Origin of the sequence: Longimicrobium terrae (genome assembly GCF_014202995.1) — a bacterium.
Classification (GTDB): Bacteria; Gemmatimonadota; Gemmatimonadetes; order Longimicrobiales; family Longimicrobiaceae; genus Longimicrobium; species Longimicrobium terrae.
The window spans coordinates 120,404-145,036 of record NZ_JACHIA010000003.1; the positions used below are offsets into that span (position 1 = coordinate 120,404).

The window sequence follows — 24,633 nt, forward strand, 5'->3', positions numbered from 1 at the left end:
CATGGCCGCCCCGCTCTTTTACTCATCCCGCAGACGATCCGCTCAGAACGAGTAGCGGGCCGAAAGCTGGATCTGGTAGTTCGAGCCGGTCAGCGACTGCGTGGTGAACTGCGCAGTGGTCGGCGCGAACTGAACGATCGGCACGGCGGTGGCCGGATCGGCCGACGACTGCGCCTGGTGGGTGAGCAGGTTCACGGTCGACAGGGTCGCCGTGGTGCGCTGCTGGCCCCACTCGCGGTTGAGCAGGTTCAGGAAGTTGAACACGCCCAGCTCGAACGACAGGGTCTGGCCGTTGAACGTGGGCACCGACTGGCGGAGCGACACGTCGACAAAGTTGACCCAGGGGTTCGCGCAGGCGTTGCGCTCCAGAATCTGCCCGCGGTGCTCGCGGAGGCACTCCGAACCCTGAATGAAGCTTTCGAACGCCTGCGCCTGCTGCGCCGGGACGTAGGTGACACCGCCCGAGCTCAGGTTCTGGAACCGGATCTCGCTGGCGTCGCGCGCATCCTTGGGAACGTAGATGGCGTCATTGCCCTGGTAGCCGTCGGCGTTCAGGTCGCCGCGTCCGCCACTGCCGCCGTACACGTAGGTGTAACGGTCACCCGAGCGGCCCGTGTAGATCATCGACAGCGACGTCGGGAACTTGCGCCACGAGAAGTTGTAGACCGTCGACAGGTTGATCTTGTGGGGCTGGTCGAACGACGAGATCCCCAGGTCGCGGCTTGTCTGCGGGCCGTACAGCGTGCGGCCGAAGCGGTACTGCGAGCCGGCCGTGCTGTTGGTGGCCGAGATCACGTCGCGCGCCTTGCTGTACGTGTAGAACGCGTTCAGCTCCAGGCTGTTGGCAAAGCGGCGCTGCAGGCCGGCCGTCAGGTTGTACGAGTAGTCCTTGTTCTGGTTGGTGACGTTGATCACCTCGTTGAACTTGGTCGACACGCGCACCGGGGTAGCCACGCCGTTGGCCGCAACGGCGCCGAAGTAGGTGCGGCCGAACCTGTCGACGCCCATGCCTTCGCGGTTCTTGAGGTTCAGGTCCTCGTAGAACAGCTGCTCCACCGCGTGCGTGTACAGCGCCTGGAACGTACCCACGAACCCGCCGGGAAGCTGCTGGTCAAACGACAGCGATCCGCGGAAGGTGGAGGGGAAGCGCAGGTCCTCGTCCAGCAGGTTCACATTGCCGATGATGCCGCTGGCCAGACCGCCGCCCGTGGCGCACGAGGTAGGCTGCGCTTCCGGATCGGGGTTGAAGCGCGGCGCGCCACGGCCCGTGTTTCCGCCGCAGGTCAGCGTGGCGATGCCGGTTCCGTTGTTCTGGAAGGCGTTGCCGATGAGCACGAAGGCCGGACGGCCCACGAACACGCCCACGCCGCCGCGGATCTGGCTGGTGCTGGCTTCCGACAGGTTCCAGTTGAAGCCGATGCGCGGCGACCACTGCACGTTGCCCGACGGAACCTCGTCAGTGCGGCGGCCGAAGGTGTCCGCCACGATCTGCGTGAACAGCGGCTTGTCGCGCAGGTGCGGAATGTCGGCGCGGATGCCGGCGGTCAGCGAGAAGCGGCTGCTGGGCTCCCACTGGTCCTGCACGTAGAAGCCGTACTGCGCGGCGTCGAACACCGCGTGCGGCAGGTCGGCCGAGGGGTCGGCGGCGTTGGCGGCCAGCGTGTAGTCACGCGGGGTGCCCGCGCGGAAGGCGGCCAGGTCCGCGAACACGTACGAACCGAACGAGTTGGCGGCGAAGAAGTTGTCGATGTGGTAGAACTCGTTCTTCGTGCCGAAGTCGATGCGGTGCGCGCCGCGCTGCCAGGACAGGTTGTCGGTGAACTCGAAGATGTCCTGGTCCAGCGTGTTGCCCTGCGAGCTCGCCTCGCCACCGGCGAACAGGTCCTGCGTTCCCACGTCGATCTGGATCTGCGGGAACATCGAGTTCGGGGTGCGGCTGTCGCGGATGGTGTTGTATCCGACGATGAACTCGTTGTACAGCGACGGGCTGAACGTCGTGAAGATCTGGCCCACCGTGGCGTTCTTGGTGGACTCGAAGAAGTAGCCGTTGGACCCCAGCCGGAACTGGCTGTTGCTGCGGCTGAAGTTGTCGTCCTCCGCGCGGCCGTAGTTGTGGCGCAGCACCACGCGGCTGTTCAGCTCCGGAAGCTGCAGGTCAAGACGCCCGAAGAAGTTGTTGAGCGGGTTGTCGTTGTTGACCTGGAACTCGGTGCCCGGCTCGATGCCGTAGCCGCGCAGGATGTCCTGGAACTCGGTGATCTGCTCGCGCGTCACCAGCACCGGAACCGCGCCCGCGGTGTCCTGCCCGAAGTAGGGGCCGCCGGCCGGGGTGGACCGGTCCTGCCACTCGGGGTTGATGAAGAAGTGCAGGCGGTCGCGGATGATGGGGCCACCCAGCGAGAAGCCGTACTGCGTCTGCTCGAAGTCGGTGATGTACGGCTGCTCGCGCGCCAGGTCCTGGTTGCGCGTGTAGTAGTACGCCGAGCCGGAGAAGTCGTTGGTGCCGCTCTTGGTGACGGCGTTCACCAGCAGGCCGGCGAAGTTGCCCTGGCGCACGTCGAACGGCGACAGCAGAATCTGGTACTCCTTCACTGACTCCACCGAGATGGACTTGCCGCCCGCCTGGCCGCCCGGCTGGCCGCTGGTGCCCAGGCCGAACAGGTCGTTCTCGCTGGCGCCGTCGATCTGGATGTTGTTGAAGCGGTTGTTCACGCCGCCGCCCGACAGGCCGGGGCCGGTCTGCGACACCTGCGGGGCAAGCCGCACGAAGTCCGTGAAGTTGCGGTTCAGGCTCGGCAGGCGCTGGATGGCCGTGTCGCTGATGGCCGTGTTAAGGCCCTTGTTGGCCGGCGACAGGATCGCGTTGCGCTGCGCCGAAACGGTGACGCCCTCAAGCACCAGCGTCTGCGACACCAGCTCGAAGTCCACGCGCAGGTCCTGGCCCAGCGCCAGGTTCAGGTTGGCGCGCGTCTGCGAGGCGCGGCCGATGGTGCTCACCCCCACGGTGTAGGGGCCGCCCACGGGGAGAGACGGAACGCGGTAGCGGCCGTCCTCGCGGGTGACCACGTTGCGCGTAAGGCCGATGGACTGGTTGCGGATGGTGATCTGGGCCCCGGCGATGCCTTCGCCCTCGGCCGAGGTCACCCGGCCGCTGATGGCGCCGGTGACGGTCTGTGCGGCGGCCGTGCCCGGCAGCGCGAGGCTCAGCACCAGCGCGCACAGCAGGAGGGTTGCCTTCCTCCAGCGGTGATTCATGTGGATTCCCTGGGGTGAATGTGCACGACTGCCCCGCCGATCGGCTCCGAACGGCGTATGTGGTACCGGATCAAGGTCGCGGCGGGCAGACCCGAATTGTAACGACATCGGAACAAAGGTCAATGTGCACGATGCCGTCCCGCGGACCCGCGGAATGCGGGTTCGTCGGGAAAGTTCCGCGGGGGCGCGGAACCCGGCCCGTCCAACACGCCGCGGCGAGCCGCGGGCAGTGCCCGGGGCGGTACGAAATGCCGCGTGTGGGGGCGGACGCGGAATGATAGAACGGACCGACTACGTGGGACAGGGGGGAATGTAACGTTCCAGAAACATCCGTCAACAGTGTCGTCGCCGTGTGAACGCCCGTTCGAAACCCCGATGCGCCAAGCGTTTGCGCGCATCCGCCCCCCGGACGCGGCGAACGCAAACCGGCCGGTCCGCGGGGTAGCAGACCGGCCGGTTTTTCGCATCAGCGTCCGTCCGTAAGGTAGCGCAGAACGTCGTGGCGGGTGATGATCCCCTCCAGCCGGCCGCCGCGGCGCACCAGCACCGCCGGGTTCTGCCGCGACAGCAGCCGCGTCACGCCGGGCAGGTCCACGTGGCTGTCCACCACGGGCAGGGGCGGCTCCATCAGGTGCTGCACCGACTTGTCCAGCAGCGTCATGTCTTCCAGCACGCGGGCCATCACGCTGGCCTCGGCCAGGTGGCCCACGCAGTCGCCCTCGGCCAGCACGGGAAGCTGCGACACGTCGTGGTGCGTAATCAGCCCCAGCGCCTGGCGAACGGGCGTTTCGGGAGACACGGACACGAGCTCGCGCGGGGCGCCGTCGCCCTTGCCCGTCACCATGTCGGCGGCGCGCACGCGGGCCGGCTCCAGCAGCCGGTTCTCGCGCATCCACTCGTCGTTGAACACCTTGGTCAGGTAGCGCTCGCCGGTGTCGCACAGAAGAAAGACGACCAGCGCGTCGGGGTCGTCGATCTCCCGCGCCACCTGCAGCGCCACGTGCGCGATCAGCCCCGCCGATCCGCCCACGAACAGCCCCTCTTCGCGGGTGAGGCGGCGGGCCATGGTCATGGAATCGCGGTCCTCCACCGAGCGCCACTCGTCCACGACGGACATGTCGAGGGTGCCGGGAATCTTGTCCTGGCCGATCCCCTCCACCTTGTACGGCGCGCCCTCGGGCTTCACGCCCGTCTTCCAGTACCCCGCGATGATGGAGCCCACCGGGTCGCCGCCGATGATGCGGACGTCCGGGTTCTTTTCCTTGAGGTAGCGGCCCACGCCGGTGATGGTGCCGCCGGTGCCCGCCGCGCTCACGAAGTGCGTGACGCGCCCTTCGGTCTGCTCCCAGATCTCCGGCCCCGTGGTGCGGTAGTGCGCCTCGGGGTTGGCCTGGTTGTAGAACTGGTTGGCCAGGATGGCGTTGGGCGTTTCCTCGGCGATGCGCTTGGCCATCATGACGTAGTTGTCGGGATGGTCCGGCGCCACGGCCGTGGGGGTGACGATGACCTCGGCCCCGAACGCCTTGAGCAGGCGCACCTTCTCCTGGCTCATCTTGTCGGGGATGGTGAAGACGCAGCGGTAGCCCTTGATGGCCGCCGCCAGCGCCAGCCCCACGCCGGTGTTGCCGCTGGTGCCTTCCACCACGGTGCCGCCGGGAAGCAGGCGCCCCTCGCGCTCGGCGGCCTCGATGATGGCCGGCCCGATGCGGTCCTTGACGCTGCCGCCGGGGTTCATGAACTCGGCCTTGCCGTAGATCGGGGTGCGGATGCCCGCGGCGGTGCGGTTCAGCCGGATCAGCGGCGTCCACCCCACGGTGCCCAGCACGTCGTGGTACGGGCGCTCGTGGCGGGGCCGGCCAAAGGCAATGTCCAGAACGGAGTCGCTCATCAGGTTCCTGCGGTGTCCTGCGCGGCGGGGCGCGCGGTGTCCCGGGCGGCCGCGGCCGAGTCGGGGTTGATGTCGAAGAAGACGGGGAGCAGCACCCAGCGGGCGACGGGCCTGCCGTCGCGCGTGGCGGGGGCAAAGCGCAGCTTCGCGGTTCCCGCCACGGCCGAGGAATCGAAGCCCTTGTGCCCGCTGGCGGTGGCCACGCGCACGGAGTCCACGCGTCCGGCGGTGTCCACGCGAATGCGCAGCACCGTCTTTCCCTCCACCCCCGCGTCCCAGAGTTCCTCCGGGTACTCGAACGGGGGCGGAACCAGCTGCCGGGGCTGCGTTTCCACCGCCGGGGCTCGGTCGCACGCGGCAAGCGCGGCGGCAAGGGCCAGCAGGGCTGCGGGCGGGCGGATCATGGGCACGGATGCGGGGGCCGGATGCACGGGCGCGCCGGTGCGGATGTCCGCGCAACGCCCGCGAAGCACCGCGCGAACACGTCCGCGGGCGCTTTTGTCACTGCGCGGAACATGGCCCCGCCCGCCGGGATGCGCAACCTCGACAATCCTTGGCACCGTCTGGCGGAATCGAGCCGCGAGCCTCGGCGGGCGCACCCGCACCGAACCCTATCCCGCCATCTTCTCCCGAAATGTAACACCGCGCGGCGGGGGATCGGAACCATCCGCTCGGAACGGCGCAATTCCCTCTCACCAGCGCGGGTCCGGCGACCCTGACCACACGCGGGCGCAGTCCACCTTGTACGGCAGCCCGTCTTTCAGCATGAAGTACTCGGTCCCGGGCGGCCCCGGCGCGCACTCCGCGGGCTGCTTGCCAAGGTCGATGCCGTACCGGAATTCGTCATAGGACGTGTGGCCGTCATCATTCCAGTCGCGCTCCCGCCAGGAGAACGGGCTGAGGGCGGCGCCCGCGAGAAAGTACCCTTCCCACAGCAGCGGAAGCGCGGGCACGATCAGCGGAATCGCCAGCCAGCGGCGTTTGAGACGCATGGGAGGGACGGCGGAGGACGGAGGGCAGATGCCGCTGAGGCGGGACGGCGCGGCGATGCGGCGATCGCCTGCCTCTCCCGCGGTGCGGGATCCACAAGCGCGGACCGCTGACCCGTACCGACGAACCAGGAGGCGTGAATACAGCGGACGCGAGGATCAGTACGGAGGATCAGCCGGGCCGGAATAGCCGCACATTCCCGTGCGCGGCGAGTTCGCGATCGGCATGGGATCGCCGTACTCATCGTGCGGATGCGACTTGGCGTGCGCCTCGCACAGCTCCCCCGAGGCGTCATCGTCGTACAGGCACTCCGTGCACAGGTACCCAGCGGGGGACCCGCACTCCTGGCAGGTAGCCGCGAGCGGGGCGTTGCGGGCCATGAGCGCGATTGGCCAGCGGGTTGTGGGACGCCCCTGCCGAACGGACACCACGCGCACCGACGTAGTGGACGAGGTACCGAAGTCGTAGGTATGGGTCAGCACGGCGCCGGGCACGAATACCTGCGCCGCCGTTCGGCTCATCCCCACCGGGCGCCCCATTCGCCGGCCCACGCTGAACTCGCTGAGATGCTCGCAGCATTCCAGCCAGATCACGCGAAGATAGTCGTCCAGTTCCGCGAGCGGGGCGGTTCCGTCCATCTCCAGATGCAGCCAGTACAATCCCTCCCATGCGTCCTGCACCAGGAGGTGAACGATGGGCACCCGCTTGCCGGGCTGCGCGTCGGCAGCGGCCACGGCCGCGCGGCGCTTCTCGCACGCCGCAAGGTGGCGCGACATCCCCCCGCGCCCGGATTCCCGCCCGCAATACGCGCACGAGCCCGTCGTTCCCGTATCTCCCGCCATCCTCTTCATCTCCAGTCGATCAACAACATCGCAGGCGGGTTCTGGTACGCCCCGCGGCGTCGCCTGCGCAACGAAAGATTCTCCATCCACCGGCACGGCTCGCGGACCGGTCACGGAACTCCGTGCCGCGGACCGGCGGGCAGATCAGGGGAGGAACTGCGCCACAAAGGTCAGATACCCCTGCCGCCCCCGCTGCTTCGTCCAGCGCTCGGCTGACTTGCGCACCCGCTTGCAGCAGGCGAGCACGTCATCCACCGAAACGGGATCGCCAAGCGCCGGTTCACCCGCGGTGAAGGGCTCGCGGCCCAGCCGCCACTCGCACACGTGTCGTACTGCTTCGTACACCGCGAGCCGGCGCCCGGCCAGCGCCAGCGGCTTCGGCGCGCGGCCCAGCTTCTCCGCGGCATAGCCGGACACCAGCGCTTCCAGCGCCGCGTCCACGTCGTAGTCCAGCAGTTCGGGGTCGCTCCTGTGCACGTGGACGATGGCCGCCTCGATGTTCTGCAGCAGATCGGCGTACCGTTCCTCAAACGTTTCCGGCATCTCGCTCTCTCAGGAGTGGTAGATCGTAATCCGGCGCGCCGCCGCGGCTCCGTCCAGGCCGGCTGCTCGAGAAATTGGCGGCTCGCGAGCCCCGCATCAAGCGTCCGCGCGAGCCCCGCTGGTCATCATGCGACAAGGAGAAGTCCACTTCAGGAGGTTCTCGTCATCGCGGTTCACACGGCGCCCGGGCGCGTTCGTCACAACGTGTCGCAGCTCAGGACGCTGACGCCCCACCAGAGCATCACGAAGACCAGCGGAAAGGCGAGCAGGGCGCTCACCATTCCCGCCACCACCATCCTTCCCGCAAGCGTCACCACCAGATCCCGGGTGGCGTACAGCGCGACAAACAACGCGACGGCCAGGACCAGGAGGGGAACGCTCACCACCGTGGCGTGGCAGGGCCAGTCCCAGGGCCGGTAGTTCCACAGTTCCTCGTGCGGAATCATCCAGATGACGGTGCCCTGGATGAGGTCCACCGCGACCGCCGCCGCGGCGAAGCACGCGACGCCCTTGAACCGCCATCGGTGATACGCGAAGGCGGCGCCGGCCGAAAAGGCGGCAAGGAGACCGATGAGCCAGGGCATCGCGGGTCTTCTTCCGGAATGGAGTGCGTCGTGTCACCGGTGCACGCGAGACGCGATGGAGGTCAGGCCGTCCAGAGCGACGGACGGCGAAGCGAGCGCGATCGCTTCCGCCCGCTCGATCTGCCGGAGCGAGAAGCTGCCCGCGAGCCCGCCGCCCAAGACTGCGATCAGCCCGGCGATGACCATGTGCAGCATCCACGCGCCGCCCAGCCCCGAGCCCATCAACAGCAGAAGGCCGGCACCCACGCTCGCCGCGCCCCACACGCCCAGCCGCGGAAGCGAGCGGAACCGCCACCCCTCCCACGCATCCACCAGCAGCGCGGCGCCCGCCACCGGAATCAAAAGGAGAACCGCGGTCGGGGGAAGAATGTTCTCAAGCCCGGCGTACAGCATAATGCCGATGCGGATGGCGACGAACGCCACGCCGCCGGTGATGGCGACGCGCTTGGACCAGCGCAGCCGCTGCGTACGCAGCATCTGGCGGGTGAGGCCCATCGCGTCGCTGATGCTCACGCTGGCCGCGGTGAGCACCACCAGCGGCTTCAGGAGCGCCGCCCAGCCCGCGGGCAGCACGCCCAGCCGGTGCGCGGCCCATCCCGCAGCGACAAGCCCGAACGAGACCATCACGGTCCTGAACAGCCACGATCGCACCTGATCGAACATCGAAATCGGCCTGGGGACGAGAAGCGGTTTCCGGCCGATGAACAACGATCCGGCGCGACAGAAGTTTCGCGCCGGATCGCCGGTTTCATCAAGGGCGGACGGGTCATCCGCCGCCAGCGGGCGGGCGAGCCTCAGCCGCCGGGGTGATACTCGCGCTCGGTGTGCCCGCGAAGCTGCGAGGGATAGAAGTAGACCTCGCGCAGATTGCCGGTGCTGTAGCGCTCCGCCTGGTCGTTGAAGTGGCTCGAGCGCGGATCGCCGCTTTCGCCGCCGGCCGTCACCGCGCGCGCGCGCACGCTGTCGCCGAACTCCACCGCGGCCACGAAGCTGTTGCCGCTGGTGCCGTAGTACCGCCTGGTGCCGGGATAGCGCCGCGCGCCGAACGAGGCCAGCGATCCCCACTGCGACGAGGTGAAGCCGACCGGAATGCTGGCGCCCGTGTCGGAAAACGGCTGCACGATGGCACCCGTCAGCCGCTGGAAGCGGTTGATTTCGCCCCACGGCGTGCGCCAGGTGCCGAAGTCGGCCTGGAGCCGGGCAGACGCGGCGGCCAGCGCCTCCAGCCTCTGGGCGGCCGGCGCACGTGTGGCCATGTAGTCGTACATGTTCATCCCCGCGCGGCGCGCGTCGGCGCCCGTGCGGCCCCACAGCTCCTCGCCCCAGAACACGGCCAGCGACGTGGCGACGGAGTTCACGCCCCACTTGTAGTCCCACGCGCGCAGCACCGCGATCTGCTCCGCCAGACGGGATTTGAGCGGATCGGACGCGGGAGTCTGATCGTATGCCGCCACCAGCGGCGGAATCAGCTGCGCGAAGGCGGGCAGGTACGGATCGTACGCGGCGCCGATCAGCGAGGGGATGGAGAAGTCGCGCCGGTCGCGCAGCAGCATCATGGCGTGAATGCCGCGCGGATTTTCGCCCGCCACGTCCATGTAGCGGGGATACGATTCCCGCCGCGGGCTGTGCTCTCCGGCCGCGGAGTACGGCCAGTTGTTGGTGTTCTGAATCCACCCCGTGGGCGGGTTCAGCAGCTGCGGCGCCTCGTCCAGCGTGTGCAGCCCCTTCCAGTCCGTGGCGGGATCGCTGCCGTCCACCGGGCGCGTGAAGTCGAACCGGTCGTCGCGCCGGGGAATGAAGTGCGGATGCATGTAGGCGATGTTGCCCTCCGCGTCCGCAAAGATGGTGTTGTTGCTGGAGTTGGCCTTCAGCTCCTCGGCGATGCGGCGGAACGAGGCGTAGTCGCGCGCCTTGGTGCGCAGAAACGACTGGCTGAGCGCCTCCACCGGCTTGTGCATCAGCGCGATGGCCACCCACTTCCCGTCCGCCTCGCGCACGATGGGGCCGTGGTGCGTGCGATGGACGGTGAACGTGCGCTGCGCCATCGATCCATCCGTGGCGCGATACGGTACGGTGATGGTGGAGGTGGTGACCGGGCGCTCCTCGCCGCCGTAGCGGTAGAAGTGCCGCCCGCCGCGCTCCACGACGGTCTCCAGGAACTCGTCGACGTTGTCCACGCCGCTGGAGGTGTGCATCCACCCCGCGCGCTCGTTGAAGCCCTGGTAGATGAAGAACTGTCCCCAGGTCGCGGCGCCGTACGCGTTCAGCCCCTCGTCGCTCGCCACCTGCTGCTCGGAGCGAAAGAAGAACGACGTGTGCGGGTTGATGAGCAGCAGCGCGTGGCGGGCCGTGGTGTTGGACGGGGCGATGGCGATGCCGTTGGATCCGCCCGGCTCGCGGAACGAGTGGTCGACGGCCAGCGCGACGGGCCCGCCCTGCCTGCGGCCGTAAAAGGCCTCCAGCTGCTGCAGCGACACGCGCTCGATGTCGCCGCCGATGCTCCCCTCGCTGAACGAGAGCGTCATCCACGGTTCGAAGCGGCGGATGACGCGCGGCGCGACCTCCGGATGGGTGTGCAGATAGTAGTTCAGTCCATCGGCCCAGCCGTTCATCAGCGCCTGCAGCCAGGCGGGGCTGGCGGCGTACTGCGCGCGCAGGGTGTCGGGGTTGATGAACAGCTTCATCCGCAGGTCCGACCAGAGGGCCGATTCGCCCTCCGCCTCCGCCAGCCGCCCGAGCGAGTTCAGGTAGTTGGTTTCCACGCGGTTGAAGTCGTCTTCCGCCTGCGCGTAGATCATTCCGAACACCGCGTCGGCGTCGGTCCGGCCGCGGATGTGGGCGATTCCCCAGTCGTCGCGCGTGATGCTGATGCTCTGCGCGCGCGCCTGCCAGCGCGAAAGTTCGTTGCGCGTGTCGGCGGGGGCCTGCGTGGGCGCGGCGATGGGGGCCGGCGCGGGCGCGCAGGAGGCGAGTGCCAGGAGCGCGAGCGCGCCCGCGGATCGAACGTTCATCCGGCTGCGGATCATGGAGATGCTCTGCAAAGAGTTCGGCCGCCCGCGGCGTCGATGCGCCCCGGCGTGCCGCCCAACCTTCCCCGCCCGCGCCCGATCCGCAAGGCTCTGCGGGTTTCAGATTGATACGACACTTGATCCCTTCCCTGCTATTTCGATTGCATGATACGAATGAACTCCGTACCGAGGGGTGCCACGGCAGTCCCGATATAAGAGTTCCTTCCGACAAACGCGAACGCAGTGTCTTCAAGCGAAGCGAGACCAGTGATACGGAGGGCGTGCAGGGATGTCACGAAGTCGGCGCGAGCTTCCTCTGTCATCACCTTAGAATCAGGATGGGCGGAGTACAGTGCCGTGAGGTCGTCAACCACCGCGAGATTCACAGCGTTCGAAAGTCTTCGCACCGTATCAAATCCAATCTCCCCCAGAACGAAGCTGCGATAGATCTTCCCAAGAATCGGAGTTTTCTCGAAATCGTTAAAGGCGTGGAGAGATCCAAGAAGCAGCTTACCGATGCGCTTTCCGAATTCTGGCTCGGCGTCAATCTTCGCAGCAAACGCCGCCAGCTCCGCTCGATCAACTTCTCCCATGCCCTCAGCAAAACCTTCCATTTTCGCAAGCAAGATGAAGTCACTGACTGATCTACTTGCTTGAGCCACCTTGATGACAAGCCCGAATCCCGGGAGGTCCTTTAGATAGTCCAGACGGATCGCAGCGTCCATCGCGGGCTCGAGGAGATCTGCGCCAATCTCAATGGCCTTCATCAAGATGCTGCCGGCAGGACCAGTCGCCATGATCGTAGACGAATCGGTAGTTGATGAGATGGTCAAATGGATCACTCGTCGCGATTCGTGGTTTCCAGCCCAGCCTCTTGCAGAGAGGTGCCGAAAACCCGGCCGTGCAGTTCGGCGAGCGCGGCGCGATTGCTGTCCCACTCCAGCCGCGCGATCGCGTCATCGAAACAAAGCCACGCGATCACGTCGTGCTCGGCGGAGAGGCGGATCAGCGCGGGGTCTGCGGCGACCGCGAAGCTGTATTCCGGGATCGTCGTCAGATCCGGCGGCCAGTGCGCGCGATCGCGGAAGTGATCGACCGGGATCTGGCCGATGGACTTCAGCGGGAGCAGATCGGCATCCGCCGGAACGCCGGCCTCCTCGAACGCCTCGCGGCGGGCCGCCTGCTCCGGCGTCTCCTCCCCTTCCCCACCACCGGCGATCGCCTGCCACACGCCGAGATCAGCGCGGCGCAGAACCGCGTAGCGCGGCTCGTCATCAACCCACGTGTACGCAAAGACGAGCACCTGGAACGGAGCGCGCGCCATCTCAGGAGCCGGGCGAGCGGATTCGCGAATCGGTCCAGATCCGCACCGCGATCAGGTTTCGGAGCGGAAGCGGTCCAGCCGGCGCTTGGCGGCGGCGACGTGGTGCGTGTTGTGGTAGAGCGTAAAGAAGAGCATTTCGCGGACGGTAAGCTTGCCCAGAATCGGGTGCGGCAGGCGGATGCGGTCCAGGTGCGCATCCGTCCACGACTCCGCCGCCGCGACCAGGCGCGCGTTCACGCGGCCCCAGCGCGCCAGCAGCGCCTCCCTGTGCGCAGGCACCTGCGCGGCCGCGGGGTCGTCGCGCGGCGGAACGTACGCGCCCGTCGCCCCGCCGCCGCCCGCCAGCAGTCCGCGATACGTATCCCGCACGGCCTCGAACGTCCGCGACGGCCCTCGAGCGCGGCCGAACAAGACGCGCGGCAGCAGCTTGGGGTAGCCGAGCGCCTTGGCCACCGCGCTCACGCCGATGTTCAGGTGATGAAGATGCTCCGCCGGCGTCCACGCATCATTCACGCGATGCACGAACTCGTCATCGCGCAGCGACGAAAAGAAGTCCGCCACCTCGCGCTCCACCTCCCCAAAGCGCTTCGCCAGCCCGGATCGCTCGGACGATGTTCCCGATTGCATCGCATTCCTTATCCGCGAAAGGTGGGGCAGCGCACCGGCAGGGAAAATGACGAGCGGCGGGGCAGCTTCAGACCGTGATCCAGGTGGCCGAAACGCCCTCGTACTCGAACTCGGCCTGCGCCTCGGCATCGTCCACGGTTTCGTGCCACGTGTCCGATACGGTCTGCCACTGTTCATCGCACGAGAACAGATGGAAGCCGTCATCCCCGTTGCGGCAGATGGCGAGCGCCGCCGCGGGTCCCGCAAGGCCGCCCCGCACGATGTGCCGCGTGTTGCCCGTGTGCCGGGAACGCGCGTCGATGATCGTCCATGCGATCACCGGAAGCGAGCCGAGGCGTTCGAGTGGTGCAAGCATGTGCTACGCAGAGGATTCGGCCTGGTGCGCCGCGGCGCGGGCGGCGAGTTCGTCGCTGGACAGGTCTTCGGTGCGGGCGCTGATCCACCAGTGGTTGCCCGCGGGATCGGCGACCCCGGCGCTGCGCTCGCCGTAGAACATGTCCTCCGGCTCCATCAGCGACGTGCCGCCAGCCGCCACCGCGCGTGCATGCACCACATCCACATCGGGCACGTACACGTAGAGCGACGCCGGCCGCGCGTCGTGCGCCGAGCGCGCCTCCACCAGCATCACCATGGAGTCGCCGATGCGCGCCTCGATGTTCAGCACGCCGCCGCCGGGCGCCGCCGTCCGCCGCACCTCCCGCGCGCCGAACGCCTCCGCCAGATACGCGAACAGCGCGGGCACGCCGGCGACGATCAGATAGGGCGTGACGGTATGATACCCGGCCGGAACGGGCGATACAGGCATGGCGGATCCGGGGATGTCAGTTCCTCGCGGCCTTCACCAGATCCGCCAGCAGCACCAGCGCCTGGATGGGCGTCAGCGCGTCGGGATTCACCTGGCGCAGGCGGTCCACCGCCGGGTGCGGCAGGCCGCCGCCATCGAAGAGCCCAAGCTGCTGCGCGGGATCCGGCGCGTTCCCCGCCGCCGCCGCGGACTGCTCCTCCAGTTCCTGCAGAATCTGGCGCGCCCGCGCCACGACGGTCTCCGGCATTCCCGCCAGCCGCGCGACCTCCACACCGTAGCTGCGGTCCGCGCCGCCGGGGACGAGCCGGCGCAGAAAGACGATGTCCTCGCCCACCTCGCGCACCGCCACGCTGAAGTTGGTCACCCCGTCCAGCGTGTCGGAAAGGCGCGTAAGCTCGTGGTAGTGCGTGGCGAAGATCGTCTTGGCGCCCACCTGATCGTGCAGGTGCTCCGTCGTCGCCGTCGCGACGGACAGCCCGTCCCACGTACTCGTCCCGCGGCCGATCTCATCCAGCAGAACGAGTGATCGCGGCGTGGCGCCGTGCAGAATGGCCGCCGTTTCGTTCATCTCCACCATGAAGGTGGACTGCCCGCGCACCAGGTTGTCCGACGCGCCCACGCGGGTGAAGATGCGATCGACGACCCCCACGTGCGCCGCCCGCGCCGGGACAAACGAGCCCACCTGCGCCAGCAGCGCAATCAATCCCACCTGCCGCAGCACCGTGCTCTTACCCGCCATGTTCGGGCCGGTAAGGATCATCACCCGCGCGTCCTCGTCCAGCTTGACGTCGTTGGGGATGAACTCCTCCCGCGGCATCATCGTCTCCACCACGGGGTGCCGCCCGCCGCGGATTTCCAGCGCGAACCCGCCGTCCACCACGGGACGGACGAAGTCGCGGATGCACGCCACCTCCGCCAGCCCGGCCAGCACGTCCACCACCGCCACGTGATCCGCCACCCGCTGGATGCGCGGCACCTCGCGCGCGGCCGCCTCGCGCAGTTCCGCGAACAGCCGCTGCTCCAGCGACCCGATGCGCTCCTCCGCGCCCAGAACCTTTTCTTCCCACTCCTTGAGTTCCGGCGTGTAGTAGCGCTCGGCGTTGGCCAGCGTCTGCTTGCGATGGTAGTGCGCCGGAACGCGGTCTGCCTGCAGGCGCGTGACCTCGAAATAGTATCCGAAGACGCGGTTGAAGCCGATTTTGAGCGTGGTGATGCCCGTCGCCTCGCGCTCGGTGGCCTGAAGCCGCGCGATCCAGTCCACCGCGCCGTCGCGGATGGAGCGCAGTTCATCCAGGTCCGCGTTGTGCCCCTGCCGGATGACGCCACCGTCCGCGATGGACACCGGCGTTTCCGGATCGACGGCGCGCTCGATGGCCTCCCGCACGTCGTCCAGCGGCTCCAGCCCGTCGCGCAGGATGGAGAGCAGCGACGACTTCGCGTTTCCCAGCGCGTCGATCAGCAGCGGCAGGCGGTCCAGCGAGGTGGCCAGCGCCAGCATCTCGCGCGGCGTGGCCCGCCCCGCGCCTACCTTGATGGCCAGCCGCTCCAGGTCGCGCACGCCGCCCAGCGCGTCGCGCACGGCGCGCCGCATGCCGTCGCCCTGAAAGAACTCGTCCACCGCGTCCAGCCGGGCGGCGATGTGGTCCGGCTTCAGCAGCGGCGCCAGAAGCCAGCGGCGCAGCAGACGCCCGCCCATGGGCGTGCACGCCTCGTCCAGCACCTTGAGCAGCGTGCCGTCCGTCCCCGCGCCGCGCAGCGTCTCCACCAGCTCCAGGTTGCGGCGCGTCATCTCGTCCAGCACCATCGCCCCGCCGGCGCGCTCCACGGTGGGCGGCCGCAGCCCCGCGAAGCCGGCCGGCTGCACCTCCGCCAGGTAGCCCACGAGGGCGCCGCACGCCGCGGCCAGCCACTGGTCGCCCGTCTCGAACCCGTATCCCGCCAGGTTGGCGACGCGAAAGTGGCGGCACAGCTCCTCCGCCGCGCCGCGCGGGTCAAAGAGCCAGTCGCCGCGATAGGTGAGCGTCGCCGTGCCCGCGCCGGGGAGCGGAAACAGCTCCCACGTGCGGGGGAGAAGGACTTCCGCGGGCTGCCATGCGCCCAGCACGTCCGTCAGCTCCTCCCACGGGACGCGTCGCACGGTGAGTTCGCCCGTGGTGAGGTCGGCGAGGGCGAGGCCCACTTCGCTTTCGCCCGCCGCGTCGCCGGCGATGGCGGCCAGGTAGTTGTTGCGGCGCGACTCCAGCAGCGCGTCGCTGAACACCGCGCCCGGCGTCACCATCTCCGTGACCGCGCGGCGCACGAGCCCCTTGGCCAGCGCGGGGTCCTCCACCTGGTCGCAGATGGCCACGCGCTTGCCGAAACCCACCAGCTTGCGCAGGTAGTTTTCCAGCGCGTGCGCGGGGATTCCCGCCAGCGGGGCCTTGCTGCCGCCGTTGTTGCGCGAGGTGAGCGTAAGGTCCAGCAGGCGCGAGCCCTCGACGGCGTCTTCGTTGAAGAGCTCGTAGAAGTCGCCGACGCGAAAGAACACGAGCGCGTCCGGGTGGCGCGCCTTTACCTCGCGCCACTGCTGCATCAGCGGGGTGTCTTCGGACGCCATTCCTGAGGGGTGCCGGGGGCGGAAGCGGGCCGCGGGCGCGGCTTTGGGGTCATCGCCAGAACGGCGCGAAATGTACCCGGTGGACAGGTGCCCGGCAACGGGATGGTTTGCGCCACCGGCCGCACAGTTTCGGCAGAGGTGAACAGAGTGAGAACGGCGGCGCACCCCCGGCCGGAGACGGGAAGGGTTCCGGGGGTACGAAACGTGAATTCCCGGGGGTGGCCGTGCGGAGCGTACTGGCGGCGCCGGGCGGTGAAGGTCCCTAAGTGCTTGTTTTGACAGGGTACAGGGGCCGGTGTACATTGCCGGGTCCGAGTGGACACGGCATCACGAATGGTGAGTTTCAGGCCAACGGGATTAAACATATGGAACTTCGCGAGTTCTTCACTGAAGACGCGATCAAACTGGATCTGCAGGGCTCCGGCAAGGACGAAATCCTCAAGGAGCTGATCGGCCTTCTGGGGCTGGATGAAAAGTCGCAGGGCATTCTCTTCAAGATGCTCAAGCGCCGGGAGAACCTTGGCTCCACCGGCATCGGCAAGGGGATCGCCATTCCGCACTGCCGCTCGCTGGTGGTGAACCGGCTTCGCGTGGCGTTCGGCCGCAAGACCGAGGGCGTGGACTTCAAGGCCATCGACGACAGCCCCGTTCAGTACTTCTTTCTGATCGTGGCGCCGCCGCTGGAGGTGTCCAACCAGTACCTGCCGGTGCTGGGCAAGATCGCCGGGTTCGTCAAGGAGCCGGACGTGGCGGGACGGCTGGCGCAGGTGCAGACGCCCAAGGAGTTCCTGGCGCTGCTCGAGGAAAAGGCTGCCTGACATGCATCCCCAACTTGAAACCCTGCTGGAGATCCAGGACCTCAAGACGCAGCGCCGCGAACTGGAGCAGGCGGAGCGCGAGGTTCAGGAGTCGGTGTTCGGGCTGAGCGTGGACGACGCGATCACGACGCTGGACGCCAAGATCGTGGAGATGGAGGAGTCGCTGCCGCCGCAGGTGCTGAACCGCTACCGGCGCGTGGGGACCAAGCATCCCCGCGTGGTGGTTCCGGTGATCCGGGGCACGTGCTACGGGTGCTTCGTGCAGGTGCCCACGGCGCTGGCCAGCGATGCGGACCGCAACGAGGAAATCCGCTCCTGCCAGAACTGCGGACGCTTTCTGTACCTGATCGACTGATCCGTTTTCGGACAGGCGTGAACCGGGCGAGGCCCCTCCACCGCGGAGGGGCCTCGCTCCGTTTGGGGATCTCACGGCGGCCCCCACCCGGGCTCGTACTACTCGCCCACCCTTTCCCACGAGAGCGAATGAATCCGCCGCTCAAACAGCGGGAACTCCCGACACCGGCTGCTGGCGCATCCGGTTCGGGGCTTCAACTGCGTTAGGGTCACGCGCCGATCTGGGGTGTGCTCCCTCTCCCACGTCCGTTTGTGGGAGAGGGTCGTCGTGCGCAGCACGCGGGGTGAGGGCCCACCCCGGCGAGACCGGAAACCAATATCCCCCGCCCCGCATCGTCCCATGAACATCGATGCGGAGTCGACCACCATCCCCCAACACAAAGCCGGCCCGACCGCGAGGTCAGACCGGCTTTAGTTCCCGCGGCGGCCAAATGGCCAGAAGCGGGAGCGGCGCTTGGGCGGGGCGGTCACCATCACGCGGTCGTACACCGTGCGGTTGTCCACCTGCAGCATGCACACGTACACCCCCGTCGCAACGGGATTGCCATTCGTGTCCCTGCCGTCCCAGTACGCCACCTTCTGCCCGGGCTCGGTATAGCGGAGATTGAGCACCGGTACGTTGCGGCCGCGAGGATGCCCCACGGCACGGGGCGTCGCGACCAGCTGACCAAACATGTTTACGATCCGCATGGAGACCACCCGGGTGCCTCCGTCCGCGAACATCGCATCCTCCAGGACGAACGGGATATATGTGTCCGGGTTGGCGGGATTGGGATAGTTCTGCTCCAGACGAAAGCCCTTGGCCTGCGGGGCGGCCTGTGTGCCGCTCTGCGCCCGCGCCGGGGGAGCGGGGAGCGAGCCGAACAGCAGCAGCAGGAGGAGCAGAACAGGTGGTGCACGAAGCATCAGCACCTCACTGTTCACCAGATTGTCGCGTGGTCTGCTCCCTCCTGGAACGGTCCTGCCGGGGATGGCGAGTACGGCTGAACATACCCGGTACGCAAGCCCGGGGTCAAGCGACGTCCACATCCGCGGGGGACGCCGGCGCGGGCCGGGCTGCACCCGCGTGGTCCAGAAACAGCTCCAGCGCGCGGAACGGCTTGTCGTGCGCCAGCTGCGCGTCCAGAAACGCCCGCAGCAGCGCGCGGTGCGTGCCCGGCCGCCCCACCCCGCCCGCGGGCACCTCTCCCGCCAGCAGCACGCGCAACTCCGAGCGGCTTTCCGGCTCCAGCATGCGCCCCGCGGGCCGGCAGCGCGTGCACGCCACCCCGCCCGCCACGGCGTCGAAGCGCACCGGATCGCCCGGCTCCACTTCCACGCCGCACACCACGCATTCTTCCAGTTGCGGCGCAAAGCCCATCAGCCCGATCAGCGTCCACGCGCCCGCGAGCGAGGCCGCCAGCGCCTCCGCCGTCGTGGGTGCCTCGGCGATGCGGTCCCACGCGCCGGCCAGCGCGGCGTACAGCGCGGGCTGCGCCTCTTCCGCGCCCACGCGCAGCACCATTTCCGCCAGCAGCGAGGCACCGGCGAAGCCCACCAGGGAGCGGCCCAGCGCCTGCCGGCTGCGCACCAGGTCAAACCCGCTCAGCGTGTGCAGGTCGCGGCCGGGCTTCAGGTAGAAGGCCGCCTGTCCTTCGGTGAACGGCTCCAGCACCCCGCCGTAGCGGCTGCGCGGACGGAGCGCGCCCTTGGCCATCACCGACAGCAGCCCGTGCTCCCACGTGTACAGGCGCAGGATCTTGCTGGTTTCGCTGTACGGAAACGACTGCAGCACCAGCGCGCGCGTGCTTACCAGGGGCACGCCGCGCTCCCGGTCAGGCCGTGGCCGGACGGCGGCGCAGCGCGAACCACGCCCCGGCCAGCAGCAGCAGCCCCGCCAGCACCCCGGCCAGCAGCCGCGGATCAATCCCCATCCCCGGCGCGCGCCACTGCACGGTGACGCGCGCGTCCGGCCGCAGCGCCGTGCCCGTGTAGCGCAGGTAGGTGTCGCCTTCCGCGCTGAAGGTGTCCGCCTTCGCCAATCCCGCCACGGACACGCCGGGGGCGGGCTGCCGCACGTACAGCGTCAGCGTGTCGGTGCGGTGCGTCAGGGGGAGGGACAGCGGATCGCTCCCCGCGGGAAGGCGGTAGCGGAACAGCATGTCGCGCCCGCCGGGGGTGATGGGCACGGCGGCCACCACGCGGTCGCCCACCAGCATCAGGTCGTCCCCGCCGGGGCCGGAGCCGGCCAGCGGGCGCTCCGTCTGGAAGTCCGTGGCGCCGGCGGGGATGCGCACGCCGAACACCGGCTTGCCCCCCGGGCCCACGACGGTGCGGCGCAGCGGGTTTTCCACGTGCACCACCTCGGCCACGTCCCACGCGCCGCGGGTGCCGGGAATGAGGATGACGTCGCGCCGGCCCACCGTGAGCGAATCCACCGCGGCGGCGGCGGAGGTGGTGTCGAACGCGGCGATCTCATACTTCGCGCCCGGATCGCTGGGGTGCAGCGCCGGGCCGAAGTAGCGCACCCCGTCCACCATCGCCGTGGCGAAGAAGACGGAGAACTTGGCGTTGGGATCGGCGGGCGGAAGGCGGAAGGTGAACACGCCGTCCGCGCCGCTGGCGGTGGCGCCCACGCGGCCGGAGGTGTCGCTGGCCACGCGGTGCAGCTCCACCGACGCGCCGGGCACGCCGCGGCCGTCGCGCACCACGCGCCCGGTGACGGAGCGCAGCGCGGGGGCGGCCGGCGCGGACGCGGCCGGTCCGGCGGATGGCGCCGGAGCGGGCGCCTGCGCGTCCAGGGCAACGGCGAAGGCGAGCGCCGGGAACAGCCCGGCGAACAGGAGCGGCAACGGGCGGCGCGCCGTGTGGCGCACCGCCCGCTCAGAGGTACGAAGCGGAATCACGGGTTGAAACGTCCCAGGTCTTCTGGATCGAGCTTGCTGAGATAGTCCTTGAGCTGCTCGGGGTTCAGCCCCGGCTGCGGACCCTCGGCCGGAGCGTCTTCGCCCAGCACGACCGCATCATCCGCGGCGGAAATGATGTCGGCGTCGGTGAGCAGGTCGTCGGTGGTGAACAGCTGTGCCTGGCTCCGCAGCGCGATGGCGATGGAATCCGAGGGCCGTGCATCCACCGTGAACACCTCGTCGCCGCGCTGAATGACCAGTTCGGCGAAGTAGGTGTTGTCCTTTACGCGGGTGATGAGCACGCGGGTCAGCGTGCCGCCCAGCCCGCGGATGAGCAGCGGAAACAGGTCGTGCGTGAGCGGCCGGGGAAACTTCATTCCCGCCAGCTGCATGGCGATGGCGCTGGCTTCGGCCGGGCCGATCCAGATGGGAAGGACGCGGCTGCCGCCCTCCTCCTGCAGGATCACCACGGGCGACTTGGTGTTCTGGTCGAGCCCCAGGCTCTGGACGCGGACCTTGATCATGCGTGCTTGCGGGTGCGTGCTGGCCGGGGCTGCTGGCGCCCGGCGGTGCACAGGGTACCGCAAGGATCGCGTCCGGTTCCGCGCAGCGGGGGTTCGCGCCGGGGAACGGACGGTCGTCGGGCGGCCGGGAGGGCCCTCCCCCGGCCCCTCCCCGCTCCCCTCCCGGCCGAAGCAGAAGCGCGGAGAGGGGAGAACGGCAGTCCGGTGTGCTCCGGATGGTTTGGAGCCGCCGCGGGCAGCCCTCACCCCCGGCCCCCTCTCCCGCAAGCGGGAGAGGGGGAGACCTCAGCGCGGCTGGCGAATACGGCACATTCCGCGTCTCACGATGCAGGTGAAGCCCCGATCGTGGACGCGTCAGCGGCCACGAGTCGGGGGTTCCCGCTGTTTGAGCGGCGGATTCATTCGCTCAACGGATTCCGGGCAGGAGCGAGAGTGCGCCTCCCGCACCGGACCATCCGCCCGCCATCAACCTCCCCCAGTCTTTTTTGGGGGAGGTGGGCGAGTAGTACGAGCCCGGTGGGGGCCGCCGTAGAGCCAGAGAGACCGCCCCGCCCCCCACCCTCCTCCGCTACTTCAGAATCGCGCGCAGCGCATCCACGCGGTCCAGGCGCTCCCACGGGAAGAGCGTCACGCCGTTCTCGCCCGCCTCGCTGGTGCGGCCGAAGTGGCCGTACGCCGCGGTCGGCTTGTAGATGGGAGTGCGCAGGTTCAGCGCTTCGATGATGGACAGCGGCCGGAAGTCGAACACCTCGCCGATGGCGCGCTCGATCTCCGCCTCGTCCGCCTGCCCCGTGCCGAACGTGTCCACCCGGATGCTCACCGGCTCCGCCACGCCGATGGCGTACGCAAGCTGGATCTCGCACCGCTCCGCCACGCCGGAAGCCACCACGTTCTTGGCCGCCCACCGCGCCGCGTACGCCGCCGACCGGTCCACCTTCGTGGGATCCTTGCCGCTGAAGGCGCCGCCGCCGTGGCGGCCCATGCCGCCGTACGTATCCACGATGATCTTGCGCCCCGTAAGCCCCGCGTCACCGTGCGGCCCGCCGATCACGAAGCGCCCCGTGGGGTTCACGTGGATGGTGCAGTTGTCCGGATCGAACAGCGCTTCCGGCATGCACGGGGCAATCACCTGCCGCCGCACCGCGTCCACGATCTGCTCCTGCGTCACGTCCTCGTCGTGCTGCGTGCTCACCACGACGGTGTCGATGCGCACCGGCCGCCCGTCGCCGTCGTACTCCACCGTCACCTGGCTCTTGCCGTCCGGCCGCAGCCAGGGCAGCCGCCCGGACTTGCGCTCCTCCGCCAAGCGCCGCGCCACGCGGTGCGACAGGAGGATGGGGAGCGGCATCAGCTCGTCGTTCTCCCGCGCCGCATAGCCGAACATCATCCCCTGGTCGCCCGCGCCGCCGGTGTTCACGCCCATGGCGATGTCCGGCGACTGCTGGTCGATGGTGGTCATCACCGCGCACGTCTTGCCGTCGATGCCGAAGCGCGCGTCGGTGTACCCGATCCCCATCAGCGTCCCGCGCACGATGGCCGGGATGTCGACGTAGGTGCTGGTGCTGATCTCGCCCGCGACCACGGCCACACCGGTGGTCACCAGCGTTTCGCAGGCCACGCGGCCCGTGGGGTCCGCGGCAAGAATGGCGTCCAGGACCGCGTCGCTGATCTGGTCGGCGATCTTGTCGGGGTGTCCCTCGGTCACGGACTCCGAGGTGAAGTAGCGGCGGCGTGTCACGTTGTGTCGCGCGGGTTGGGTGCGATGCGGAACGGCGGGAACAGAAACGGAACGTAGGGCGTCAATCCACCCGCGACAATCCCAGCGAGGCAGAAAACTTCCCCAGGTCCAGCACGCGGCTCAGCCGGGCAGTCAGCACGCTCACCACCTCCTCGGGCGAGTGCGCGGCCAGCGCCTCGGCCACTCCGGCCGCCGCGTCGTCGTAGGTGACGGAGCGGATGACCTTCTTGATCTCCGCCAGCGCGGGCGGTCCCACGGAGAGCGACGACGCACGCATCCCGATGAGCAGAAACGCGCCCAGAGGCGTAGCCGCCACCTCGCCGCACACGCTGACCTCGATTCCCGCCTCGTTCCCCGCCTTGCAGATGGCCGCAAGGAGACGGACGACGGCGGGGTGGAACGGGTTGTAGCGCGAGGCCAGGCGCGAGTTGCCGCGGTCCACCGCCAGCGTGTACTGCACCAGGTCGTTGGTGCCGATGGAAAAGAAATCCACGTGGCGCGCCAGTTCCGGCGCGATCAGCGCGGCGGCCGGCGTTTCCACCATCGCGCCCAGCTTGTACGCGTCGGGAACGGGCTGCCCCTCGGCCCGCAGCTCCTCGATGGCCTCGCCGATCAGCGCGCGGGTGCGCGTCACCTCGCTGATCTCGTTCACCAGCGGCAGCATGATGCGCAGATCGCCGAACGGCATGGCGCGGATCAGCGCCCGCAGCTGCGTGCGGAAGATGGCCGGCTCGTCCAGGCAGACGCGGATGGCGCGCCATCCCAGAAACGGGTTCTCCTCGCGCCCGATGTGCAGGAACGCGGGGAACTTGTCGCCGCCCAGGTCAAAGGTGCGAATGACGACGGGCTGGCCGGGAAAGGACTCCGTCACCCGCTTGTAGGCGCGGAACTGCTCTTCCTCGTTCGGCGCCGTGGCGCGCCCCACCACCAGGAACTCCGTGCGGTACAGCCCCACGCCCTCCGCGCCCTGGATGCGCGCGTTGTCGCTTTCGCCGGGAAGGTCGATGTTGGAGCGCAGCGCCATGCGCACCCCGTCGCGCGTCACCGCGGGAAGGTGGGCCAGAAGGACGAGTTCCTGCTCCCACTCGCGGATCAGGTAGTCGCGCTGGCGGTACGCCTCGCGGTCCTCCTCCGACGCGCCCACGACGACGCGCCCCGTCCGCCCGTCCAGGATCAGCTCGTCCCCGTCGCGCACCGTTTCCGACAGGTTGCCGACGGAAACGACGCAGGGGATCTCCAGCGAGCGGGCCAGGATGGCGCTGTGCGACGTCCTTGTCCCCAGGTCCGTGGCGATCCCCATCACCGTCCGCGGATCCAGCTGCACGGTGACGGAAGGCGTCAGCTCGCGCGCCACGAGAATGAACTTTTCCCCGTCGCCCACGCGCGCGGCCAGGTCCGGGTCCGGCATCCCCATAAGGCGGCGGAGGACTCGCGTCTGCACGTCCGCCAGGTCCGCCAGACGGTCCAGGACCATGGGGTGCGAGCTGTGCGACAGCGCCGACTCCCACTCCAGCACCCGCCACTCGAAGGCGCGCTCGGCGGTGAGCAGGTTTTCGCGGATGGTGCGGATGGTGCCGTCGATGAGGTCGGCGTCCTCCAGCATCAGCACCTGCGGCTCAAAGATGCGCGCCTCCACCTCGCCGATGGCTTCGGCGGTGCGCACCATGAGCGCCTTGATGCGGTCGCTGGCGTATACCAGCGCTTCGCGAAAGCGCGCGATCTCCGCGTCCGCCTGTTCGGCGGGCACGGTGGCGCCATGCGGAACGCGCGGCACCTCCCAGCGGAGGACGCGCGCGGGGCCGATCACGATTCCCGGCGCGGCCGGGATGCCTTCGCGAAGGGAGCTCACCGC

General features: G+C 68.8%; 23 protein-coding genes. 2 read left to right on the plus strand and 21 right to left on the minus strand.

What is annotated here, in order from left to right:
* Positions 1 to 42 precede the first annotated feature (42 nt).
* The 15 genes from HNQ61_RS06585 to mutS form a co-directional block, all read right to left on the minus strand.
* Positions 43 to 3,255: a TonB-dependent receptor gene (locus HNQ61_RS06585; protein ID WP_170036174.1), complete on the minus strand. Its 3,213-nt coding sequence runs from the start codon at positions 3,253 to 3,255 to the stop codon at positions 43 to 45.
* Positions 3,256 to 3,721: 466 nt separating this feature from the next.
* A complete protein-coding gene (locus tag HNQ61_RS06590) occupies positions 3,722 to 5,143 on the minus strand; it encodes a pyridoxal-phosphate dependent enzyme (RefSeq protein ID WP_170036172.1) in 1,422 nt (473 codons plus the stop codon).
* Positions 5,143 to 5,547 (minus strand): energy transducer TonB, encoded by a 405-nt coding sequence (locus HNQ61_RS06595; protein ID WP_170036170.1) that lies wholly within the window; start codon positions 5,545 to 5,547, stop codon positions 5,143 to 5,145. The genes HNQ61_RS06590 and HNQ61_RS06595 overlap by 1 nt, the downstream gene beginning before the upstream one ends.
* Before the next feature lie 288 nt (positions 5,548 to 5,835).
* Positions 5,836 to 6,135 (minus strand): hypothetical protein, encoded by a 300-nt coding sequence (locus HNQ61_RS06600; RefSeq protein ID WP_170036168.1) that lies wholly within the window; start codon positions 6,133 to 6,135, stop codon positions 5,836 to 5,838.
* Between the two features lie 156 nt (positions 6,136 to 6,291).
* On the minus strand, positions 6,292 to 6,975 hold the full coding sequence (locus HNQ61_RS06605) for a hypothetical protein (protein WP_184430711.1): 684 nt from the start codon (positions 6,973 to 6,975) through the stop codon (positions 6,292 to 6,294).
* 144 nt (positions 6,976 to 7,119) lie between these two features.
* A complete protein-coding gene (locus HNQ61_RS06610; RefSeq protein WP_170036164.1) occupies positions 7,120 to 7,518 on the minus strand; it encodes a hypothetical protein in 399 nt (132 codons plus the stop codon).
* A 197-nt stretch (positions 7,519 to 7,715) separates the two neighbouring features.
* The gene (locus HNQ61_RS06615; protein WP_170036162.1) at positions 7,716 to 8,102 is read right to left on the minus strand and encodes a hypothetical protein; all 387 of its coding nucleotides are present in this window, start codon (positions 8,100 to 8,102) and stop codon (positions 7,716 to 7,718) included.
* Between the two features lie 33 nt (positions 8,103 to 8,135).
* Positions 8,136 to 8,765 (minus strand): hypothetical protein, encoded by a 630-nt coding sequence (locus HNQ61_RS06620; protein ID WP_170036160.1) that lies wholly within the window; start codon positions 8,763 to 8,765, stop codon positions 8,136 to 8,138.
* A 131-nt stretch (positions 8,766 to 8,896) separates the two neighbouring features.
* Positions 8,897 to 11,113, minus strand: a complete 2,217-nt coding sequence (locus HNQ61_RS06625; protein ID WP_170036158.1) for an acylase — start codon at positions 11,111 to 11,113, stop codon at positions 8,897 to 8,899.
* A gap of 149 nt (positions 11,114 to 11,262) precedes the next feature.
* Positions 11,263 to 11,877 (minus strand): hypothetical protein, encoded by a 615-nt coding sequence (locus tag HNQ61_RS06630; RefSeq protein WP_221239664.1) that lies wholly within the window; start codon positions 11,875 to 11,877, stop codon positions 11,263 to 11,265.
* 71 nt (positions 11,878 to 11,948) lie between these two features.
* Positions 11,949 to 12,434, minus strand: coding sequence for an NUDIX hydrolase (locus tag HNQ61_RS06635; RefSeq protein WP_170036154.1), 486 nt, complete (start codon positions 12,432 to 12,434; stop codon positions 11,949 to 11,951).
* Positions 12,435 to 12,485: 51 nt separating this feature from the next.
* Positions 12,486 to 13,061, minus strand: coding sequence for a DinB family protein (locus HNQ61_RS06640; protein WP_170036152.1), 576 nt, complete (start codon positions 13,059 to 13,061; stop codon positions 12,486 to 12,488).
* 67 nt (positions 13,062 to 13,128) lie between these two features.
* Positions 13,129 to 13,416, minus strand: a complete 288-nt coding sequence (locus tag HNQ61_RS06645) for a hypothetical protein (protein WP_170036150.1) — start codon at positions 13,414 to 13,416, stop codon at positions 13,129 to 13,131.
* A 3-nt stretch (positions 13,417 to 13,419) separates the two neighbouring features.
* Positions 13,420 to 13,866 carry a VOC family protein gene (locus HNQ61_RS06650; protein WP_170036148.1) on the minus strand — a complete coding sequence of 149 codons (447 nt, stop codon included), beginning with the start codon at positions 13,864 to 13,866 and terminating at the stop codon, positions 13,420 to 13,422.
* Between the two features lie 16 nt (positions 13,867 to 13,882).
* Positions 13,883 to 16,462, minus strand: a complete 2,580-nt coding sequence (mutS, locus tag HNQ61_RS06655; RefSeq protein WP_170036146.1) for a DNA mismatch repair protein MutS — start codon at positions 16,460 to 16,462, stop codon at positions 13,883 to 13,885.
* 365 nt (positions 16,463 to 16,827) lie between these two features.
* On the opposite strand from mutS, the gene HNQ61_RS06660 reads away from it, so the two are divergent.
* Positions 16,828 to 17,280, plus strand: a complete 453-nt coding sequence (locus tag HNQ61_RS06660; protein WP_170036144.1) for a PTS sugar transporter subunit IIA — start codon at positions 16,828 to 16,830, stop codon at positions 17,278 to 17,280.
* A 1-nt stretch (position 17,281) separates the two neighbouring features.
* Complete coding sequence (locus HNQ61_RS06665; protein WP_170036142.1) at positions 17,282 to 17,635, plus strand: zinc ribbon domain-containing protein; 354 nt, start codon at positions 17,282 to 17,284, stop codon at positions 17,633 to 17,635.
* A 410-nt stretch (positions 17,636 to 18,045) separates the two neighbouring features.
* On the opposite strand, the gene HNQ61_RS06670 is transcribed toward HNQ61_RS06665, so the two are convergent.
* The 6 genes from HNQ61_RS06670 to ptsP form a co-directional block, all read right to left on the minus strand.
* Positions 18,046 to 18,540, minus strand: a complete 495-nt coding sequence (locus HNQ61_RS06670; RefSeq protein WP_183685557.1) for a hypothetical protein — start codon at positions 18,538 to 18,540, stop codon at positions 18,046 to 18,048.
* Between the two features lie 106 nt (positions 18,541 to 18,646).
* Positions 18,647 to 19,435 carry a DNA repair protein RecO gene (gene recO / locus HNQ61_RS06675; RefSeq protein WP_170036138.1) on the minus strand — a complete coding sequence of 263 codons (789 nt, stop codon included), beginning with the start codon at positions 19,433 to 19,435 and terminating at the stop codon, positions 18,647 to 18,649.
* 13 nt (positions 19,436 to 19,448) lie between these two features.
* The gene (locus HNQ61_RS06680; protein WP_170036011.1) at positions 19,449 to 20,519 is read right to left on the minus strand and encodes a carboxypeptidase-like regulatory domain-containing protein; all 1,071 of its coding nucleotides are present in this window, start codon (positions 20,517 to 20,519) and stop codon (positions 19,449 to 19,451) included.
* The gene (locus HNQ61_RS06685) at positions 20,516 to 21,043 is read right to left on the minus strand and encodes a bifunctional nuclease family protein (protein WP_170036136.1); all 528 of its coding nucleotides are present in this window, start codon (positions 21,041 to 21,043) and stop codon (positions 20,516 to 20,518) included. Before HNQ61_RS06685 ends, HNQ61_RS06680 begins: the two co-directional genes overlap by 4 nt.
* Positions 21,044 to 21,611: 568 nt before the next feature.
* Entirely contained in the window at positions 21,612 to 22,781 is a 1,170-nt protein-coding gene (gene metK, locus HNQ61_RS06690) for a methionine adenosyltransferase (RefSeq protein WP_170036134.1), read from the minus strand.
* A 61-nt stretch (positions 22,782 to 22,842) separates the two neighbouring features.
* Positions 22,843 to 24,630: a phosphoenolpyruvate--protein phosphotransferase gene (gene ptsP, locus HNQ61_RS06695; protein ID WP_170036132.1), complete on the minus strand. Its 1,788-nt coding sequence runs from the start codon at positions 24,628 to 24,630 to the stop codon at positions 22,843 to 22,845.
* Positions 24,631 to 24,633: the final 3 nt, after the last annotated feature.